At 72.6% G+C, this 18,627-nt stretch carries 14 protein-coding genes; 2 read left to right on the top strand and 12 right to left on the bottom strand.

What is annotated here, in order from left to right; all coding sequences use genetic code 11:
- Window positions 1–262 precede the first annotated feature (262 nt).
- Window positions 263–928, top strand: coding sequence for a hypothetical protein (locus tag FRCN3DRAFT_RS0239675; RefSeq protein ID WP_007506694.1), 666 nt, complete (start codon window positions 263–265; stop codon window positions 926–928).
- A gap of 88 nt (window positions 929–1,016) precedes the next feature.
- On the opposite strand, the gene FRCN3DRAFT_RS0239680 is transcribed toward FRCN3DRAFT_RS0239675, so the two are convergent.
- Window positions 1,017–1,907, bottom strand: coding sequence for a bifunctional helix-turn-helix transcriptional regulator/GNAT family N-acetyltransferase (locus tag FRCN3DRAFT_RS0239680; RefSeq protein WP_007506696.1), 891 nt, complete (start codon window positions 1,905–1,907; stop codon window positions 1,017–1,019).
- Between the two features lie 235 nt (window positions 1,908–2,142).
- On the opposite strand from FRCN3DRAFT_RS0239680, the gene FRCN3DRAFT_RS0239685 reads away from it, so the two are divergent.
- Window positions 2,143–3,219: a GDSL-type esterase/lipase family protein gene (locus FRCN3DRAFT_RS0239685; RefSeq protein ID WP_007506697.1), complete on the top strand. Its 1,077-nt coding sequence runs from the start codon at window positions 2,143–2,145 to the stop codon at window positions 3,217–3,219.
- Between the two features lie 47 nt (window positions 3,220–3,266).
- Here the strand turns inward: FRCN3DRAFT_RS0239685 and FRCN3DRAFT_RS0239690 are convergent, their stop codons facing one another.
- From FRCN3DRAFT_RS0239690 to FRCN3DRAFT_RS0239740, 11 genes are all read right to left on the bottom strand, one after another.
- A complete protein-coding gene (locus tag FRCN3DRAFT_RS0239690; protein ID WP_232794400.1) occupies window positions 3,267–4,385 on the bottom strand; it encodes an ABC transporter substrate-binding protein in 1,119 nt (372 codons plus the stop codon).
- Window positions 4,386–4,973: 588 nt separating this feature from the next.
- A complete protein-coding gene (locus FRCN3DRAFT_RS48580) occupies window positions 4,974–6,326 on the bottom strand; it encodes an ABC transporter substrate-binding protein (RefSeq protein WP_007506699.1) in 1,353 nt (450 codons plus the stop codon).
- A 2-nt stretch (window positions 6,327–6,328) separates the two neighbouring features.
- Window positions 6,329–7,600: a hypothetical protein gene (locus tag FRCN3DRAFT_RS0239700; RefSeq protein WP_131803570.1), complete on the bottom strand. Its 1,272-nt coding sequence runs from the start codon at window positions 7,598–7,600 to the stop codon at window positions 6,329–6,331.
- Between the two features lie 256 nt (window positions 7,601–7,856).
- The gene (locus FRCN3DRAFT_RS0239705; RefSeq protein WP_007506701.1) at window positions 7,857–8,546 is read right to left on the bottom strand and encodes a hypothetical protein; all 690 of its coding nucleotides are present in this window, start codon (window positions 8,544–8,546) and stop codon (window positions 7,857–7,859) included.
- Window positions 8,547–8,727: 181 nt separating this feature from the next.
- A complete protein-coding gene (locus tag FRCN3DRAFT_RS0239710) occupies window positions 8,728–9,162 on the bottom strand; it encodes a response regulator (protein WP_007506702.1) in 435 nt (144 codons plus the stop codon).
- A gap of 182 nt (window positions 9,163–9,344) precedes the next feature.
- Window positions 9,345–10,748, bottom strand: a complete 1,404-nt coding sequence (locus FRCN3DRAFT_RS0239715; RefSeq protein ID WP_007506703.1) for an FAD-binding oxidoreductase — start codon at window positions 10,746–10,748, stop codon at window positions 9,345–9,347.
- Window positions 10,749–10,969: 221 nt separating this feature from the next.
- Window positions 10,970–14,113: an ATP-binding protein gene (locus FRCN3DRAFT_RS0239720; RefSeq protein WP_007506704.1), complete on the bottom strand. Its 3,144-nt coding sequence runs from the start codon at window positions 14,111–14,113 to the stop codon at window positions 10,970–10,972.
- A 245-nt stretch (window positions 14,114–14,358) separates the two neighbouring features.
- The gene (locus FRCN3DRAFT_RS0239725) at window positions 14,359–16,128 is read right to left on the bottom strand and encodes a DHA2 family efflux MFS transporter permease subunit (RefSeq protein WP_035931893.1); all 1,770 of its coding nucleotides are present in this window, start codon (window positions 16,126–16,128) and stop codon (window positions 14,359–14,361) included.
- Between the two features lie 468 nt (window positions 16,129–16,596).
- Window positions 16,597–17,046 carry a group II truncated hemoglobin gene (locus FRCN3DRAFT_RS0239730; RefSeq protein ID WP_007506707.1) on the bottom strand — a complete coding sequence of 150 codons (450 nt, stop codon included), beginning with the start codon at window positions 17,044–17,046 and terminating at the stop codon, window positions 16,597–16,599.
- Between the two features lie 147 nt (window positions 17,047–17,193).
- Entirely contained in the window at window positions 17,194–17,766 is a 573-nt protein-coding gene (locus FRCN3DRAFT_RS0239735) for a DUF5698 domain-containing protein (protein ID WP_007506708.1), read from the bottom strand.
- On the bottom strand, window positions 17,763–18,152 hold the full coding sequence (locus FRCN3DRAFT_RS0239740; protein ID WP_007506709.1) for a hypothetical protein: 390 nt from the start codon (window positions 18,150–18,152) through the stop codon (window positions 17,763–17,765). The genes FRCN3DRAFT_RS0239735 and FRCN3DRAFT_RS0239740 overlap by 4 nt, the downstream gene beginning before the upstream one ends.
- Between the last annotated feature and the right edge of the window lie 475 nt (window positions 18,153–18,627).

Genomic DNA, 18,627 nt, shown 5'->3' on the forward strand with positions numbered 1-18,627 from the left:
CCGCGCCGGCGCGGCATTTCGCGGCGGTGCGCGGGCGGCCGGCGAAGACGGCTGGCGGAGCCCGTTGGTTGCCGCTCGCGACGCCTGACCACTACGGGGGTGCACAACACATGGCGGAATCGGCGCGGGAAGCCCGCCCGCCCGGCCACGACACGTCGATGGAGCATTGTCGAGGCTTATCACCCACCAGGCACCATGAATACGACGGGTCAGCGAATTGCAAAACACCAGGGTATTGCGGCGCGCATGGGTCGACGCGGTCATGGTCGTGACCGATGGCCTGCCCGGCATCCATGCCCAGGTCCGGACGGAGACCGGCTGGGTGGATTTCGCCCTGGTGCCCGACGGCTTCTCCGTGCCGGACGAGGACGGGCTGATCGTGCTGCGGGCGGGCGCCCCACCAGTACACGGCGGCGGCCGGCGGCTCGCGACCGGCGACGGGGAGTTCATCGGCGTCTACGAGCGGGCGCTGGTCCGGGTCGCGGTCCGGTTCGCGGAGGTGAACGACGTCGCGGTGGTGCTGCACTGGCGAGGCGTCCCGACCCGCGCGACGGCGGTGGCGGTCGCGGTCGCCAGCTGGCTGCGCGACACCCGCGCCGTGACCGGCGAGCCGGCCGCCGTGGTCACCAGCGCGCGGCGCCCGCGGCCCGAGGGCGGGTTCATCGCCGTGCCGCACGCGGTCCGGCTCGCGGGCGAGCCCCCGGCCCGCATCTGGGAGCTCCATTCCCCCCGCTACCCCGGCCCGCCGCCTCGGCCTGGCGAGGACCCCGGTGACGAGCCCTCGGCCGGCACCGCCCCGGCCGAGGGCCCCGCCGACGACGCCTGGACGGCGAGCTGGACCATCCGCCCCCGCCCCAGCTCGGGCGCCGCCCGGATCATCCGCCCCGGCCGTCGCCCCGATCCCGGACCGCAGGAGGACGAGGAGTGACCGGCGACCGGCCCTTCCCGGACGCCGGGATCTCCTCGGCCCCGGCGCGGGACCGCTCTCGGCCCGACGACGTAGCCGACGGCGGCGGTCAGGCGGGTGCCGTGAGGGTCTTTTCGAAGAAGTGGGTCGCGAACGGGTTGTCGCCGTAGCGCGGTGTGCGCCGGTAGCCGGCCCGGTCGTACATCGCGATCGCCTCGACAAGCGTCTCGTTGGTATCCAGCCGGGCGACGCGGTGGCCGAGCGACCGGGCGGCGTCCTCCAGGTGACGCAGGAGCCGCGACCCGAGCCCCGCGCCCCGCCACGCGTCGTGCACCCACATCCGTTTCACCTCGCCGACGCCGTCGTCGAGGGTTCGCACACCCCCGCAGGCCACCGGCTCGCCGTCGCTGACCGCCACGAAGAACTCGCCACGCGGCGGCGCCAGGTCGACGGCGTCCTTCTCCGGCTCGCCCGCCGGGTCGAACCCGAACCGCCGGCCGACCTCGGCGAAGTACCGGCCGACGGCGTCCCGCGCGACCGGCGAGTTCGGGTCGACCCGTTCGAACGTCACCGTGGCCGCCCGCACCAACAGGTCCGCCTCCCCCAGGGCCGTGGCCAGCCGCTCCCGCTGCCGCGCGGACAGCGGTTCGACCAGCTGGCGCGCCCGGGCCTCGGAGCGCTCCTCGAGCTCGCGCCAGCGGTGCCGGCCCTCCGGCGTGAGGTCCACGAGGCGGCGCCGCCGGTCCGCCGGGTCCGGCGTGACCACCGCCAGGCGTTCCTCCTCCAACTGGCGCAGCAGCCGGCTGAGATACCCGGAATCCAGCCCCAGCCGGGAGCGCAGCGCCTGCGCGGTCGCCCGTTCGACACCGATCTCGTACAGCAGCCGGGCCGTGCCCAGCGGCAGGCCCGTCCCGAGGAAGGAGTCCTCCAACGCGCCGACCCGCTGGGTGTAGGCGCGGTTGAAGCGCCGGATCACGGCGATCGTCGCGACGTCAGCCATGTTCTCTGACTTTAGTCAGAGAACATGGCCAGGGAAAGGACCGGCCGCGTCCGCTGGCCAGCCAGCGGGGCACGCCGACGAGAGGCGCCTGTACGTGTCAGTCCCTATACTCGGCGCAATGTCCCCTATGGGATGGCTTGGACGCGTCCGCGGTCGCGTTCCCGGCAGCGGTCCCTGTTCCGGTCCGGCCCGCCGTGATCGTCGCGTCCACCGCGAGGGGCGGTCTCCCGGGGCGGTGGTGGCGGCCGCCGCGCTGGCTGTGCTGGTCGCGGTGACCGGCTGCGCCGGCGGCGGGGGGTCCGGCGGTGGCCCGCCTCCGCCAGCCACGACCGGCCCGCCGGTACGGCTCATCATCTTCGGGGACTCGGTCACGCACGGATCAGCCGGCGACTTCACCTGGCGCTACCGGCTGGCCAAGCATCTGACGCTCTCGGCACCCGGGCGGGTCGACTTCGTCGGGGACCGCGATGACCTCTGGGACAACGTCGCGGATGTCGGCGGCTCCCAGGCGTACGCCGACCCGTATTTCGACCGTGACCACCACGCGCGCTGGGGTGACGCGCTGCGCGTCGAGGTTCCCACGATCGAGGGCGTGCTGCGCAAGAACCCCGCGGACGTCGTCCTGGTCGCTCTCGGCGCGAACGACCTGGCCTACTGGACGAGCTCGCCGGCGACGCTGGCGCTGATGAGGCAGCTCGTCGACAACGCGCGCAGGGCCAACCCGAACGTCACCTTCGTCATCGGCCACGTGCTGACCCGATGGGACCCCTACACCAACAGCCCCGCGCTCGCCGCGGCGAGCGAGTTCAACCAGCTCCTCGACGCACAGGCACCCGGCTGGTCGACTCCCACGTCCAAGGTGGTGATCGCGCGCAGCGACCAGGACTGGAACCCGCGGCAGGACACCTGGGACGGCTCGCACCCGGACCCTGACGGCGAGATGCTGATCGCCCGCGGCTTCGCGAACGCGCTCGCCGGCCTGGGTATCGGCGGCCAGTTCGGCGAGGTCTACAGCGGCCTGGCCTGGCCGGGAACAGGCCAGACGCCGACGGCGACCCCGGCCGGCGGCACCCGGTACACGCTTACCTGGCCGGCCACGCCAGGCGCGGCCGACTACCTGATCGAGCGGCGGGTGCTCTCTCCTCAGGGCGAGTCGTCCTACTCCCGGCTCCCCAGCTCCGTACGCGCTCTGACCTGGACGACCGACGACCTGCCGCTGGGCGCCGTCGTCGCCTACCGGGTGGTCCCGGTGAAGTTCTGGATGGTCGGCCAGCCGGGCCCGCCGGTCACGTTCACCGTCACCTTCGACTGAGGCAGGCCTGATGCGGCCAGGGCGGCCAGGTCACGCGCGAGGCGAGCTCAGATCTCCTTTCCGCACCAGAAGCCGTTCGTGCCGCCGCCGGCGGGCGGCACCGGCACGAAGTTCGCCCCCGCCGCGTCCGCCCTGACGAAGGTGAAGCACGTCGCCGGCGCGGTCGGCGTGGAGAGGTTCGTCGGCGCGATCAGGCCGCCGGCATCGTAGTTCGTCACCTGGCGCAGGTTCGTGATGAACGCGTCGCGGGTCGGGCACGCGCCGGCGAGATCAAGGCCGCGCAGCATCTCGTCGGCCGAGACGTAGGAGGCGATGGCCGCCTCCTGGTCGGCGTCCTCCAGCTCGGGCGAGTAGGTGGTCATCGCGGTGTGGTAGGTCCGCATGATCGCGGAGTCCCCTTGGAACGGCGCGTAGCCGACGATGACGGACATGCCCGCGACGTCCTTGCCCCGCTCGACGAGCAGGTCCTTCCCGTAGCCCGCCACGCTCAACGCGACGTTGAGGCGCACCCCAGCCGTCTTCGCCGCCGCGTAGATGTCGGCGAAGTCCTCTGGCCGCACAGCGCCGACCAACGCGTCGGCACCGCTCCTGCGGAGCCCATCGACGACCCGGGCCGGGGTGGAGGCACCGGCGCTGTAGTCGGTCTCGCCCACCACGGCGACGCCCTGGCTCTCCAGGCTGGGCCTGAACTGGGCCGCGATGCCGCTCGTGCCCGGCGCGGTCGGGTCGGCCACGACGTAAGCCTTCGTCCCGCCGTTCGCCTTCACGTACCTGCCGAAGACGTCGACGCTGCCGTGACTGTTGAACAGAGAACTGAAGGAGAACAGGTTCTTGTGGTCGGTCCAGCTGGAGTCGACGGCGAGGCCGGTCGCCGGGATACCGGCGCCCTCCAGCCACTGGACGGACGGTCCGGCGGCCACCGACTGCACGATCAGGCCGAAGACCTTCTCGTTGTCGACCAGGTCGCGCGCCATGTTGGAGAAGACGCTCGGGTCCGACCGGTCGTCCCGCCAGACGACCTGGACCTTGCGACCGTGGACGCCGCCGTTCGCGTTCTGGACGGCGACCCTCGCGTCCACGGCACTGCGCACGGCCCGGAAGTTCTCGACGAGCGCGCTGCCGCTGTCCGGGTAGATGAGACCGATCTTGATCGTGTCACCCGACACGCCCGGCGACGGACAGTCACCACCGGCAGCGGGTACCGGTCCCGACGACCCCGTTGCGCAGCCGGCGAGCACGGCCGGCAATCCCGTCACGACGGCCGTCGCCGCCGCGGCCGCCACCGTCCTGACGCGTCCGCGCCGACCCTTCATGACGATCCTCTCCCGCCCACTACCCACCACAGAACGTGATTCCGAATGATCACTTGGACGAACGCTACCTTGGGTCGCCACGGCGCATTTCCAGCGGGTCGAGCCCGCGCCCGTCGGCCACGGTCGACCGAACACCCACCCATCCGTCACCAATAGGCGAACAGAACGTCACTCTCTGCCCACTAACGGCATACCGTCAACTTCAACAACTACAGAGGGACATTGATTGCATCGATATGTAGGCGGGTCTCTCTCAAGGTGATGGGATCCACCTCGACCGCCGGCTTCCCGGTAGGGCGCACCTGCCGTGACCCTCGTCACCTTGCGTGACTATTTTCACGGCAACCAAGCCGGTCGGACGGGAACGCCTCAAGGCCGGCCAAAGATCCGTGCCGGCCCGCCGAGGGCCGCGGAAACGGCCGGAACCGCGCCTGGTCGCCGTCAGCCGGAACCGGACGGGCAGAGCTGCTCCGGTGGCGGCGAGTCACCCAGGGCCGCGGCGGGGTAGGAGCGCAGGCGAACGTTGTCGAGGCCGATGAGGATCCTGTCCAGGCTGGCGGGGTTGGCGACGAACTCGGTCACGCCCCGGTAGAAGGCGGTCCGCATCGCGGCGGGCATCGCGTCGGAGGCGTCGAAGACGACGTCCGCGCAGGCCGTGTCCTCGACGGAGCGCGCCAGCGCGCGCAGTGCGTCATCCGGGTAGTCAGCCGCCGCCACCGCGTTGTTGGGCGCGATCGTGCCGCCCGCGCGGGCCCAGATCTCCTGGGCCTGGGGCCCGGTCAGGTAGTTCGCGAGCCGCCGCGCGGCGGGCGTGTCGTGGAACATCGCCAGGACGTCCCCGGCGATGACGATCCGCCGGTCGCCGCCGCCCGTGGCCGGGAAGTCGAAATAGCGGGCGTCCGCCGCCGGCCGGCCGGCGCTGTCGCGGTATCCGCCGGCGGCGAACGAGCCGGCCTGCTGCAGGTAACAGCCGGGCTGCTGGTCGAACATGGCGGTACCGGGGTCGCCGAAGCCGGACAGCAGCGCGCCCGCCGTCCCGCCCCGCACCATCGCGGGGGCGACGAGCTCCCCCCAGGTCGTCCAGGCCTTGAGCACGGTGTCGCTCGTCCAGGGAAGCTCGCCGTTCGCCCAGCTCCGGTACTCCTCGGCGCTCGCCTGGTGCAGCAGGATGTCCTCGATCCAGTCGGTGCCGGGCCAGCCCGAGTCCGAGCTGGAGCGCAGTCCCAGGCACCACGGCGCCGTGCCCGTGGCGACGATCTCCCTGCTCGTGGCGAGGAGCTCGTCCAGGGTGCGCGGAACGGGCCAGGAGTAGTGCGCGCTCGAGTACCAGACAAGGCTCTTGCGGGTTCCCTTGACGACCAGGCCGTACTGGCGGTCGCGCCCGTCCGCGCCGGGAACCTCGCCGACGCCCAGCCAGGTCGGGCCGTACTCCCGCCGGATGCGGGCCAGGTCGACCGGCCCGGAGGCGTCGTCGAGCGCGACCAGCTGGCCGCCGTGGGCGTACTGCTCCAGGTCGCCGAGGCTCGGCATCAGCGCGAGGTCCGGCGCGTCACCGCTCTGCACCCGGCCGGCCAGCACCGCCTCGAAGTCGCGCGTGCCGTCGAACCGCACGTGGATCCCGGTCTCCCGCTCGAACGGCCGCAGGACGTCGGCGAACCTCTCCTGCTCGTCGCCGGTCCACGTGCCGAGCACGGAGATGGTCTGCTGGGATGAGATCCCCCCACAGGCGCCCGCTCCGAGACCGAGCACGGCGACGACCGACAGCGCGGCGAGGACACGTCCGGGCGATCCCATGATCAGCTCCTGTACTCCCGGATGCGCGGCCAGAACGCACAGGCGCCGAGCGCCAGCAGGACGACGGTGACGACGGCCGCCGCCCACGGCAGGCCGCCTGAGGGAACCGCGTCCTCGAGGGCGTCGTCCAGCACCGCGGTCCGCTCGCCGACGAGCACGCCGAGCCGCTGGTCGAGCGCCTGGTAGCCGGTGTCCGAGCTCGCGGCGCCGTCAGCCTGAACCGCGGCCAGATCACCTGCCTGCCCGGCGCAGGCATCCGCCCCGGCCACGCCGTCCTGACCGTTCTGACTGTTCTGGATGTCGGTCGCGGCCGGCAGCCCGGCCGCGCGGGAGGCGGCCGGGGCGTACTCGTCGAAGGCCCGGTCCTGCTCGACCGTCGCCGCGGCCTCGCGCGCCTGCCACAGGCAGGCCACCGCGGTGGTCTCCCGGACACCCCGGTCGACGTCGTGGCTGGTCCGCAGGGTCAGGGCCGTCAGGCCGGCGGCGAGGAGCAGCACGACCACCGCCGCGCCGAGCAGCCCGAGGCTCATCGCGCGGTGGAAGCGGCGGCGCAGGAACACCTGGGCGAAGACGAGCAGGACCAGCAGCGCCGCGGCGGCGGCGAGGTGGCCGCCGAGCAGCGCCCAGGGCGCCGACCCCCGCGCCGGCAGGTTCGCGCTGTTGCGTGCCTGGAACTGCGCGACCGTCGCCAGGATGCCGGTCGGCTCGCGCATGAGGTCCGAGGCGTACGCCAGGTAGACCGCCGTGAGGCCCACGTCCGCGTCCGCGGCCCCGGCCGGAACGCCGGCATCGGCACCGGGGCCGGCGGCCGCAGCGGCGGCCGGGGTGTCGTCGACGGCGTTCGCGGCACTGTAGACGTCGCCCATGTAGACGACGAGCAGGCCGTTGTTGACGGCCTGGACCTGGGCTCGGTCGGCCTCGCCGGCGGTCGAGGTGTCGGCCGCGCGCGCGAGCGCCTGGCCGGCCGTCTTGATGTCCTCCTGGAACTGCGCGTCGGGCGGCCCCCATGACCCCGGCGGGAGCAGGCTCTGGGCGGCGACCAGGTCGGCGTCGGCCAGCAGGGCGCGGGCCCGGACGGCGTCCACGACCGTCGGCGCCGTCCGGTCGGCGAGGGTGAGCGCTGTGTGACGCTGGTTCACGACCGTCGCCATCGCCGTCGCCCCGACGGCCAGCGTGGCGAGCACGACCAGCCCGGCCAGCATCAGCAGGCGGCCCGGGGTGGAGGTCCTCCTGACCCTGCCGCGCAGCCCACCGCGGCCCGGTCCCGCCCTCATCAACATCCGCGGCCGCCTTTCCTAGCCGCCGAACGTCCGCGGGGCCGTGACCCGATGGTTTCCAAACCCGGTCATGGACAGCGATTCTAGATCGAGTTCGCCGGGCGTCGCGACCAGCGGCAAGCGACACATAGCCGACAGCAAGCAGTCACCGCCCGGTGTTAGGTTGCTTCGCCGCGCGCCCAGGCGCTTCGGCCCGCCCGCGCGGCCGGCGCCGGCGCCGGGGAAGGTCCGCGGCCGGCGCCTCAACCCGCGATCAGTAACGCGGTTCCACGTAGGGGTGGACGTAGAAGCCGTCGTAGAACGGCGTGAACCAGGCGTTGATGGGGGCCGATGCGGGGTCCACGGCGTGGTCGACGGCGGCGGCCGGCTCGTCGTAGAGGCGGAGATGGGCGTCGTTCTCGAACGCCGTCTCCTCGAAGTACTGGTAACGGGCCCGCGGGTCGTCGTCCAGGCCGTACAGATCCAGCAGGCCCGCCGCTTCCGTCACGACCAGGTAAAGAGCGAGCTGCTCGGCCAGGCAGGCCATCGGGATCCAGTCCGGCTCCGCCAGCCGACCGGTGACGGTGATCGTCGCGACCAGGAGCTTCTTGCCGAAGGCGACGGTGTAGTGGTCGTCGAAGGTGGGCGGCAGGCGGTCCAGTGCGGTGAGGCTGTAGCCCTTCACCGCGGCGTCGTAGGCGGTCGCGGCACCCGCGGACAGCAGGGTCGCGATGTCGTCGACCAGGTGGTCGACGAACGACGCGCAGCCCTCGACGAGCGCGCCGGCGGCCACCAGCGACCGGTCCCCATCGCTGCCGGGGACCGGGTCCCGTACCGCCCGGGGCCCGTCGGTCTCGACGGCGAACGTGTCGACATCGAAGGCGCGCAGCCCATGCGCCGCCCGCCGCATCCGCGCCGCCGCCGCGGCCCGCGCCTCGGCGTCCACCGCCACCTCCTGCCCCACGTCGCCGCTCTCCTCCCAGCCAGGCACCACGCCGCGTTCCACAACTCGGCAGCAACCATAGCGATACCGGCGAATCCGTGGACAGGGTGCGGCACGTCCGCCGCCCCTGGCGCCGTAGCCGAAGCCATGGACCTCGGAGTCGCGAAGCTCGATCCCGCCGTCCGCCGCGAGATCCGTGGGGTCAGGGGCGAGCGCGCCGGATGAGGTCCAGGAAGAAGTCGTCAATCGCGTGAACAGTGCCCAGGAAGTCGTCGAGCTCGCTGGGCTTGCAGACGTACGCATTCGCGCGCAGGTCGTAGACGGCTGACACGTCGTCGGGCGCGTCGGAGGTCGTCAGCACCACGACCGGGATCATCCGCAGCTCCGGATCGCTCTTGATCGCGGCGAGCGTCTCCCGGCCGTCCATCCGAGGCATGTTCAGATCAAGAATGATCAGATCCGGCCGGCGGCGGGCGGGGTCTCGCAGGTAGGCCATCGCGTCGACCCCGTCGGACACCATCTGCAGGTCCTGGCCGAGGCCCCGGACCAGGAAGGCTTCCTCGATGAGCAGGGCGTCACCCAGGTCGTCCTCGGCAAGCAGGACGGTGTAGGGCCGGCTGGGGGCGGCGGCAGCCATCACCAGGCATCTCCACAGGTCGTTGGACGTCTCGTGGAAACCCCGAGCACCTCGCCATCGTCGCACATCACGACAATCCGCCACCGACGGTCGACGCCGGATCATCCGCGGCCCTGGCGCCCGATCTCGGCGGGCGGGCCGCACCGGGCCCGCGGGGTCTGGTGCGGCCCGCCTGGTGCTGGCTACGCCGCCGGCGGGATGTTCTGGTTGATGTGGAAGGTGTTGTCCGGGTCGTAGCGGCGCTTGACCTCGGTGAGACGGCGGTAGTTGCCGCGGTAGGACGCGCGGACCCGGTCGTCGCCCTCGTCCATGAGGAAGTTGACGTAGGCCCCGCCGGCCGAGCTGGGGTGCAGGTCGGTCCAGTAGTCGCGGGCCCAGCCCGAGATCAGGTCGGCGTTCGCCGGGTCGGGGTCGACGCCGACGATGACGCCGGCCCAGCCGCCGTCGCGGTAGGCGAACGCGGTCGACTCGACGGGTACCCGGGCCGCGGCACCGTCGATCGGGTAGAGGTGCATGGTGGAGTGCCCGGTGGGCAGCCGGGAGCCGAACGAGGAGTGCACGTCGATCGCGGCGTCGGTGATCTCGGTGAAGAAGTCCGCGCGCCAGTACCACTGCAGCCCGGCCGGGTAGAGGCCGTCGAAGGCGCTCTGCAGGGCGGTGAACGGCATCGGCGCCAGCCCGACCAGCAGCGGCGATCCGAACGACCGGATCGGCTCGAGGATCTCCTCCGCCCGGTCGTGCGGACCGGTGTAGCACCAGACGATCGCGCAGGCCTTGCTGCCCCACAGGTGCTCCGGGAACGGGGGCGCCGGCGGGATGGTGATCAGGCCGAGCCAGCCGCTGAGCTCCTCGGGAAGCGCGGGCACCAGTTCCCGGTACCAGCGCATCACCTGGGCGGTGTCCGCGAAGTCGTAGAGGACCGGCCCGCCGATGACGGTGCCGCCCTCGCCGAGGTCGTGGCACCGGAACGTGAACGAGGTGACGATGCCGAAGTTCCCGCCGCCGCCGCGCAGCGCCCAGAACAGGTCCGGGTGCGAACGCTCGTCGGCGGTGACGAAGCCGCCGTCGGCCAGGACGACGTCGGCGGAGAGCAGGTTGTCGATGGTGAGGCCGAACCGCCGGGTCAGGTAGCCGATCCCGCCGCCCAGGGTGAGGCCGGCGACTCCGGTCGAGGCAAGGAACCCGGACGGGGTGGCCATCCCGAAGCCGACCGTGGCGTGGTCGACGTCGCCCCAGGTACATCCCGCGTCCACCCGGACCGTTCTGGCTCGCGGGTCGACCGTCGTGCCGCGCATGGCGGACAGGTCGACGACGAGCGCGTCGTCCCAGACGCCCAGTCCGGCGGCGTTGTGACCGCCGCCGCGCACCGCGAGAGTGACGCCGTGGGCGCGGGCGAAACGGACGCAGGCGATGACGTCCACGGTGTCCCGGCAACGGGCGATGGCTGCCGGGCGCCGGTCGATCATGGCGTTGTAGACCGCGCGCGCGTCGTCGTACCCGGGGTCGTCCGGGGTGATCAGCTCTCCGCGGAGCGCGGCGGCGAGCTCGGTGAAGGGAAGAAGGCGAACATCGATGGCCGTGGGCATCCTGGCTCCTCGTCGCGTTGTTGATCAACACGACTGAGGCTAGGTGGCGGGCGTTCGGGGACCGTTCGGCTCGGGCGTTCGGTCGCGCACGCGACATCGCCCGGCGGTCGACCGCCGGTCACGCCCGGGCCGGGCCGGCCCTCGATTCCTTGGTCCCGGACGCTCTTCGGTCCCGGACACTCTTCGGTCACGAGCGCCCTTCGATCACGAGTCCTCTTCGGTCACGCGGGCAGACGCGCGCCGATGAGTTCCAGATCCTCGGTGCACCGGCGCAGCAACGCGAGGCTGCCGTGCGTGGTCGCCATCCGGGCAGCCCCGAGCAGCCGGGACCTGGCGGTTTCCCGACGGTCGTCGTACCCCGCCCGCAGCCGGAGCACCTCCGGCAGCCACCACACCTCGCCGCGGGTCCTCGCGTTCACGATCGCGGCGTCCAGCGTGGAGCGGGCGGCGTCGGCCTGATCGGCCCGGGCGTACAGGTCCGCCAGCAACGCCAGCCAGTACGGCATCCGGGCCAGGGCACCCTCCGCCTTCAGGTTGGCCACGCCGCGCCGGGCGAGCTCCAGACCGTCCTGGCCACCGAGGTGCCAGCCGCGCAGGACCAGCGCCCACTCCCGGTAGTAGCCGAACCCGTAGCGTTGGCAAAGATCTTCCAGTTCGGCGGCCGCGGTCGGCAACTGCTCGGTGTTCCCGCACAGCTGGCTGGTGAACGCCTCGTATGCCAGGGCCATGGCCAGGCTGTAGGGATGGTCCGGGACCGACCGCGCCAGCGTGACCGCGTCCTGGCATCGGCTCCAGGCGGTCACCGGGTCGCCGAGCAGCCAGTGCGCGTGGGCCTCGAACGCCGCGGAGTGGACGTCCGGGCGCGTACCGATGGTCAGCCACACCGGGTGCGCCTGCGCGGCCGCCATTTCGAACTGCCGCAGCGAGTGGGCCGGCTCGCCCATGCACAGCAGCGAACCGGCGACCGCGAAGTGCGCGGCGCCCGCGAACGACGATCCCGGCCGGGCCAGGGACAGCGCCCGGGTACCGGCCGTGTGGCTCTCGGTCATGCGGCCCTGAACGAATGTCGAGGCCCACAGCGCGACGAGGCCGCTGAGGAGGGAATCGTCGCGGCCCAGGGACTCCGCGAGCGCGATCGAACGCACGTGCAGGTCGTGCAGCGACCCGTAGGCGTATCCCCGCCAGGCGTTCAACGGCGCGGCCATGGCCTCCAGCAGGTCCAGCTCACGCCGGTCACGGTCGCGGGACTCCGGCTGCGCGCGGACGATCACGAGCGCGGCGTCGAGCAGGCGCACCGCCTCGGCGTGGGCGAAGACCCCGGAGGCGGTCCCCGCCGCCTGCCGGTAGTAGCCCACCGCCCGGTCCGCCCGGCCCGCGCGCGCGTGCTGCTCCGCGAGCTGCGAGGCCACCGGTTCCAGATCATCGGCGTGCAGGAGCTCCAAGGCCTGGGCCAGGCGACGGTGCCACAGCCACCGCCGAGCCGGAGCGGCGCTGGCGTACGCGGCGCCACGGAGCAGGTCGTGGGCGAAGTCGTAGCCGTCCGCGCTCTGCCGCAGGATCCGGCGGCGCCACAGCTCGTCCACCGCGCAGACCACGGCGTCCAGGTCCAGGTCACTGGCCTCGGCGAGCAGTTCCAGGCTGAAGTCGCGGCCCACGGCCGCGGCCAGACCGGCGATCTCCTGGGCCGCGGCTCCGGCCTGTGCCAGACGGTCGCGAAGGACCAGGGCCAGGTCTGCGGTCGGCAGCGGTGACGCGCCGGTGGTGGCCACCGCGCGCATCGCTTCGATCACGTGCAGCGGGTAGCCGCCGGTGGCCGCCTGCAGCAGGCCACGCTCGGCCGGGGTGTACGTCCGGCCGCTCGTCACCTCGGCCAGCCGAACCGTGTCCTCCTGCCGCAGCGGGTCGAGCGGGATCTCCGTGAGCAGCTCGGCGGCCCGCATCCGGCCCAGCCAGTCCCTCAGCTCGGGTTCGCGGTCCAGGCTGTCGGCGCGCAGCGTTGCCACCACCAGGACCGGCGCGTCGCCGGCCAGGCCGAGGAACCTGGTCAGGAACGCCAACGTCTCGTGATCGCACCACTGCAGGTTGTCCAGGACCAGCAGGGTCGGACGGCCCACCACGAGCAGCGCCCGGGCCAGACCCTCGAAGAACCGGTGACGCTGCCAGGCGGGGGAACCTCCGGCCTGCCCGGCCGGCTCCGCCCGCCCGGCGGTGGAGGGAACGAGCCGGTCGACCTCGTCCCGCCATACCGGCTCGAGCCTGTTCCCGGAAGCACCCACGACCGGGCTACGCAGCCAGTCCGCCACCGGTGCCAGCGCCAGCCGGCCCGAGGTGCCGAAGCACTGACTACTGGCCACCACGGCACCCGTCCGCGCGGTGAGCGCGACGAGCTCGGTCACCAGCCGGGTCTTTCCGACGCCGGCATCGCCGCGCACGACGGCCAGGCGAGCGCCGCCGCCCGCCGCGGTCCGCCAGGCCTGGCGCAGCTCCCCGAACTCCCGGTCGCGGCCGACCAGAGCCACCTCCACCGCGCCGGCGGTGGGGCCGGCCAGGGACGCCGCCGCCGAGTCGTGGCCCTGGTCCCGCCCCTGATCCCGGCCCTGATCCTGGTCATGCTGGCCCTGGACCTGCTGGCCGCGCATGATTCGCCCCAGCGTGGCGCGCAGCGCGGGGCCCGGGGTGACTCCCAGGTCCCGCTCCAGCAGGGCCGAGCATCGGTGGTACGTGCTGACCGCGCCCGCCCGGTCACCAGCCTCGGCCAGCACCTCCATCAGCACCTGGTAGCCGGTCTCGTCCAGCGGTTCCAACCCGATCAGCCGGCGGGCCGCCTCGGTGGCGCCGCGGGTGTCACCAAGCTGCCGGGTGGCCCGGCAGGCCAGCGTGCACAGCTCCACGCATTGCCGGTGCAGGTCCGCGCGGGCCGGCGCCACCCATTCCTCGTCGATGCCAGGCAGGAACTCCCCGCCATAGTGGCGCAGGGCCGCGTCCACGTGCGGCAGCGCGGCACCGAGGCCGATCGCCGTCAGCGCGTCCAGCGCCTCGCGGCGTTCGGCGTCGAAGACGCGCAGATCCACGGTCACGCCAGCGGTGTCCCGCCACAGCAGGGCCTGCGCGGACACCTCCACGCACGGCTCGCCGCCGAGCACCCGGCGCAGCCCGTGCAGCTCGCGACGCAGGTTCGTCAGGGCCTGCCCATCGGTCGAGTCCGGCCAGAACATCCCCGCCAGCCGCTGCCGGGACTGCGGCCGACCCGGGTTCAGCGCAAGGCACGCGAGCAACGCCACGATCCGCGAGGACCTGGTCCGCACCTCACCCGATGCGACGTCGGTGACAGAGCGGTCACCGAGCAGGGCAACCCGGACCGGCATCGGCGCCACCCCCTCCCAACCCGCGCACCCCACGGCCGCGGCGCCAACGGGCGAACCTCGCGCCGAGCAGGCCCGATGGCGGTGGCGATGGAGATGGCCTCGGTACCCGATTGAATCGGCTGTGCCCGGCGACTCTCAAGAGCCCGTCGGCCGACGGACAGGTCCAGCCGAGCGCCACGGTGAACGCGGTTCGCGGAGGGCTTCTCGGCCTCGCCCTGACAGCTGGGCGCCCGCGCCCGCGCATGTCACGTCCGTCCCTGCCCCCGGGGCACCAGGCTGAGAACGGCGACGGCGGTGGCCGCGAGTGATGCGGCAGCGCAGAACCACCAGCCCGCGTGGAAGGCGGCGACGACCGTCCGTGCCGTCGGCGAGCCGATGACGGCGATCAGGATGGCGACGCCGAGCACGCTGGCGATCTGGCGGGCCATGTTCACCACCGCGCTGCCCGTCGCGAACCGGTCCGCTGGCAACGCGGACGTCGCCCCGGAGGTCAGCGTCGGCAGGGCGAGCCCGACTCCGAACCCGACGATCAGCAGACCAGGAAGCATCGACGTGGCGTAGTCATGGGTCAGTCCCGTCCGCAGGGCCCACCAGGCGGGTCCTGCGGCGAAGGCCAGCGTGCCGACAGCCGCGACCGGGCCGCTGCCGAACCGGTCGATCAGCCGGCCGGTGAGTGCCAACGCGACCGGCGGCACCATCGCGGGTCCGGGCGCGACGGCCAGCCCCACCAGCAGCGGCGACCAGCCCCAGGCGGCGTCCAGATAGGTCACGACCGACAGCAGCATCGCGGCGAAGGCCACGCTGAACAGCAGCAGCGCGAACACCGCCGGCCCGAATCCCGGCGCGCGCAGCACCGTCAGCTCCACCACCGGCGCCGGATGACGCGCCGAGCGCACGACGAACCCTGCCAGCGACGCCGCCGCCGCCACGAAGCTCCCGATCACCTTCACCGACGCCCAGCCCCACGACGGGGCCTGCACCAGGCCCAGCGCCAGCAGCGCGACACCGACGGTGAGCAGCAGGACTCCGAGGACGTCCGGGAACGGTCCGGAGGCGGTCTGACGCTGCCGCGGCAGGACCCGCGCCCCGGCCACCAACGCGACGACGCCGAAGGGCAGGTTGACCAGGAACACCCACCGCCAGTCCGCCTCGACGAGCAGCCCGCCGACGACCGGCCCCAACGCCGCCGCGAGCCCGCCGACGGCCGCCCAGCCACGCACCGCGGCCGGGCGCCGCTCGGGCGGAGTGACGGCGAGCAGCAGCGCCAGGCTGGTGGGGATCAGCGCCGCGGCTCCGACAGCCTGCGCCACCCGGGCCACGATCAGCATCGTCAGGTCGGAGCTGGCCGCGCAGGCGGCGCTCGCCGCCGTGAACAGCCCGAGGCCGAGGAGGAAGCCGTCGCGGTGCCCGTGCCGGTCCGCGAGGCGGCCCGCGGGCACCATCAGCGCCGCGAAGGCGATGGCGTAGCCGTTGAGTACCCAGGACAGCGTCGACAACTGGCCGCCGAGCGCGCGGTGGATGTCCGGGAACGCGACGTTGACGACGAACAGGTCCAGATTGGAGACGAAGACCGCGGCGCAGACGACGGCGAACACCATCCGCGCCCGTGGGTTCGCCGCCGGCCGGGCCGTCGGCGCGGCCGGGCCAATGCCGCCGGCCCATACACCCCCGACCATCATGGGCGGCATCCCGACAGGCGACGGCAACATCACCGTCGTCGGCTCGCCGTCCGCGCCGCCACCCACCGTCGACCGACGACCGCCGGCCGGCCGCACCCACGGCGGCGGCGCGCCAGTGAACGGCGGCAATATCACTGTCTTCAGCTCGCCGTCCGCGCCGCCACCCACCGCCGACCCACGACCACCAGCCGGCCGCACCCACGGCGGCGGGGCGCCAACGGGCAGCGGCAGGTCCACCGTCGTCAGCTCGGGCTCTCCCGGCCGGCCCGACGGCATGGGAATGTCCGGCCGCCGCTGGCCGCTGGGACGCCGCCCCGTCTCCACAGCTTCGTTCATCACGTTCTCCTCGCCCCCGAAACGCCCGGGCAGCCAGGACAACGCATTTCCGAGTCTGTCGCCGAACTCGGCAGCGGGGAACACAACCCCGCCGGTCTCCAGGAAGCCGCGCGCCGAGCCGGAAAGACTGGCCACAAACAGGAGCCGTCGACATGATCTAGTCGACGGCACACCTCTACCAGCAAGTATTACTGGTAAGCAGCCACCTGAAGCGATGACGACCAATACCAGACAGGGGCAGCCGGAAACCAGTTCGCCGACATACCCTGCGCAGACTCCCAGCGATTCTCGTCGACGAACCGGCGGGATGTCAGCCCTGCCCTCGGAACATACATTCCAAGAACCAGGAGACCGGTCCACCGCCCGACCGAACACCGGCAGCGGCACCCGCGGCGACGACACCATCGCCCTGGATCAGGACGGTCCGCATCGGTCGATCGCGTCGTGCCGGGGGTTGGCGGCGCGAGGTCAGTGGACGAGGCCCTGGTGTCCCCATCGCGGGGTGGGGCCGGGGTCGCCCAGGTCGGTCCCGACGGGGTTCTGTGAGACGTCCTGGGCGATGGCGGTACCCCAGTCGAAGTACTCCATGAGCGTCGCGGCCAGCTCCGGCCGGCCGGGTAGCACCTCGTGGATCGCGTCGGCCATCAGTTTCAGCCAGCGCTGCCGGTGTTCGTCGGTGATCCCGAGCCCGAGGTGGCTGCGCAGCAGGGCCTGGTGGCCGCCGAGGCGGGCCGAGAAATCCGTTGGCCCGTCGAACACCTCCGCCAGCCAGACGGCCACGTGCTCAAGGTGGGTGGGGGTGAAGTGCGCGAACACGGGTGCGAGCAGCTCGTCCGCGAGCACTCGGTCGTAGAACGCCGCGGACAGGCGCCGCAGGCCGTCGAGGCCGCCCACGTCGTCGTAGAGCGAGGAACTCACGATGATCTCCCGAGGTTGGGACGGTGCGGCACCCAGGCCTCCACCATCCCAGACCTCGGTTTCACCAGGCCGGCCTCCGACATGCTTGTGCCGAGGGCGAACGTCCAGCTCCTGGTTCCGGGACGGGTCCGCGGTTGGGTCGTGGACCTAGTGCTGACCGACGGTGACAGCGGTCAGGCGCCGGCGAGGTGTCACCTGGCGGCCGGGCCGCCCGCTCAGGCGTGGCTGCCCGAGGCCGGGGCCGGGCTGGACGTTCTCGGTGGTCCAGAACGCCTGCGGGGCCAGTTCGGTGACGTCGGCGAGCAGCGCGACGCGGGCGCGGGGGTCGACGACGATCTGCAGGAGGTGCACGACGCCGTTCTCGGAGCGGCCTTCGTAGGAGGTCACCGGCCAGCCCCGGGCGCGTAGCTGACTGTCCAGTTCAGGCTGTCGGGTGAGGACGTTGACGCCGACGGCCTCGGCGGTGAACCGATTTCCGACGGTCACCCCGATGAGGACCCCGCCGCCGACCCCGAGGGCGTAGGCGGCCACGGTGAGCGGGTCCTGGACGTAGGCGACGACCTGCGCGATGGCGGTGATCTGCAGGATGGCGCCGATGATGCCCAGCACGGTCGGGAGACCCTTGGCACCACGGCCGGTCAGAATCACCCGCCATTGCCACAGCCCGACCTCGGTGATCACCAGGACCATGATGACCAGCGGCCGCAGGGAGCCGGTCATGGCCGGGAGTCCCGCCGCTGGGTCCGGGCCTCGCCGCCGACGCCCGTCATCGACGGGGGCTCTGGTCGCCGCGGTGGCCGGAGTGGCCGGATCATGAGATGAGTGGCGGGGCTGATCAGGTCGGGTGACCGGGTGGTCGAGCTGGCTGGCCTGGGGACTGGTACTGCCTGCGGCAGGGGCACACCCGGCCGGGGCCGCTGTGTCTGGCCGGCCGGCCCCGGGTCGCCGTCTCGGCGCAGGAAGCCGGTCAGTACCGCGAGCCACGCGCGTCGGGGCCGCGGGCCGCGCGCATCCCGGGCCAGTTGGTGGCGCGCGGCCCGCCGGTGTTCCTCGGCGGCGTGCTCACGGGCGAGCTGGAAGGCGAGGTCGGTGTGGAGGGGAAACATGATGGTCCTTCGTTGATGTCGTTCGGGCGGCCCGCGATCGCGCACAGCCTGTGCCGGGTGAACCGGTCCCGTGAGCTGGGCGTATTCCTGACCAGGTCCGCGACAAGCGTCCGTCGACCGCCTGTCGGCCAACCAGTCGCATTCCTGTACCTGGTGGTGTCGGTCGCCGGTCAGGTCCGGTCGGCGACCATGCCGATCATCTGGGCCATAAGGCAGTGGGGCCGCCACGTGCGCCTTGACGATCCGGAGGACGACGATTGCGACGGGCTGTCGCTTGTCAGGCGCATGCACCAGCACGCGGTAGCGGATCGGCTTCATCCGTGGCGGACCTGGTGCACATCGTTTGACCGGCGTCGAAGCCGCCGGGGGCTGACTCGACATCGAACGGCCCACATCGAACGGCCCACGATGACGGTCTGCGATGACGGTCTGCGCGCGGGAACCACGCGAGGACGTACACCTGCGGGTGACGGCG

Origin of the sequence: Pseudofrankia saprophytica (assembly GCF_000235425.2) — a bacterium.
Taxonomy (GTDB): Bacteria; Actinomycetota; Actinomycetes; order Frankiales; family Frankiaceae; genus Pseudofrankia; species Pseudofrankia saprophytica.